This is a genomic window from Devosia sp. 1635 (assembly GCF_013185955.1).
Lineage (GTDB): Bacteria > Pseudomonadota > Alphaproteobacteria > Rhizobiales > Devosiaceae > Devosia.
Map to the genome: position 1 here is coordinate 1 of NZ_JABAOM010000010.1, position 1,569 is coordinate 1,569.

Annotated in this window: 1 protein-coding gene; it reads right to left on the bottom strand. The window is 63.2% G+C overall.

Going from position 1 to position 1,569, the window contains the following annotated elements; all coding sequences use genetic code 11:
* Window positions 1–67: 67 nt before the first annotated feature.
* On the bottom strand, window positions 68–1,507 hold the full coding sequence (locus tag HRU92_RS20335) for an IS1182 family transposase (protein WP_173089215.1): 1,440 nt from the start codon (window positions 1,505–1,507) through the stop codon (window positions 68–70).
* Window positions 1,508–1,569 lie beyond the last annotated feature (62 nt).

Here is a 1,569-nt window from a genome sequence, read left to right on the forward strand (position 1 = left end):
GAGGCTGTGTGAGAACTCGCGGCGGCGTCTGGCCTGAGCGTGATGCGTTGGCACCAGCGGGACCGCTTCATCCCCTTAAAGCTTGGAGGATTGGCACCACGCCGGCGACAGCGATGGCGCGCTTGATGTTGTAGGCCAGGATCGTCAGGCTGGCTTCGGTAGCGACGTTCTTAAGCCCCCGCGTTCGGAAGTGGGTGGCACCCATCCAGCCCTTGATGGTGCCGAAGACGTGCTCGACAGTACAGCGGCGGACCGCCATCGCCTCGGGCATTGTTTCGAACCTGCGCTCCATCTCATCGAGCACCGCCTCATGCTCCCATCGCCGGATGCGCTTTTCCTTGCCGGCCGTGCACAGGGGACGCGAGGGGCATGCGCTGCAGGCCTTCTGGTTGAAGTAGACGCTGATGAGCTTGCCTCCCTCCACTCGGGCGAAGCGCTTCTGCAACTGCTGGCCGGCGGGGCACCGATAGGTGTCGGTCTCAGGCTCATGCGCGAACATGGCCTTGCCCCAAAAGCCACGCGCCTGAGCCGGTGAGGTATTGGGCTTGGGCACCATCGGGATGATGCCAGCTTGGGCGCAGGAGCGGATCTGCTCGCCCTCATAGTATCCTCGATCGGCAAGGGCGATCATCCCGGCAGCGCCCGTCTCGGCCTGTGCAGCCTTGGCCATCTCCAGCAGATGCGAGCGGTCATGGCCCCGGTTGGTCACCGCATTGGCGACGACGATATGGTGTCTGGTATCGACCGCAGCCTGCACATTGTAGCCGACGACGCCGCGATGGTCGCTGCCGGTCGCCATGGCCCGCGCGTCCGGGTCGGTGAGCGATATCTGCTCCTCGGGAGCGGCTTGCAGTTGTCGCCCGATTGCCTCGAGCTCACCAAGCCGCCCACGCAGCGACGCCAGCCGTTCGGTCAGGTGCTCGATGCGCGGCGTCGCGGGGCCGGTCTCCGCACTGTCAGCTTCCTCAAGCTCGGCGAGATAGCGCGCAATGCTCTCCTCGACATGGCCTTTGCGCCGCGCCAGCTTGCCCTTGGTGTAGTTCTTCTCGTGCGTGTTCACTGCCCGCAAGCGTGAACCATCGATTGCGACCATACCGCCGCCGACCAGACCAAGAGCGCGGCAGATGGCAACAAAGCGCTGACATGCGATCTGGATCGCGCTGGCATTGTCGCGGCGGAAATCGGCAATGGTCTTGAAGTCCGGCGCCAGCTTGCCGGTCAGCCACATCAGCTCGATATTGCGCCCAGCCTCGCGCTCGAGTTTCCGGCTCGAGGTCAACTGATGCAGATAGCCATAGACATAGAGCTTGAGCATTGTGCCGGGGGCGTAGCCGGGTCTGCCAGTCGCGGCCGGCTGCACGCGGGCAAAGCCGAGTTCGGCAAGATCGAGTTCATCGACAAAGGCATCGATGATGCGGACCGGGTTGTCAGGGTCAACATAGTCTTCAAGACAGGCCGGCAAAAAGCTCGCCTGGTCACGGTCAACAGCTTCAACGAAACGTCCCATATGGCACCCCCGAAGCAGTGCCAGATCATAGCATCATCAGGGGTTTTCACACAGCCTCGGGT

Excerpts from the sequence above, each read along its gene's own strand:
- HRU92_RS20335 (WP_173089215.1), bottom strand. The coding sequence starts at position 1,507 with ATGGGACGTTTCGTTGAAGCTGTTGACCGTGACCAGGCGAGCTTTTTG.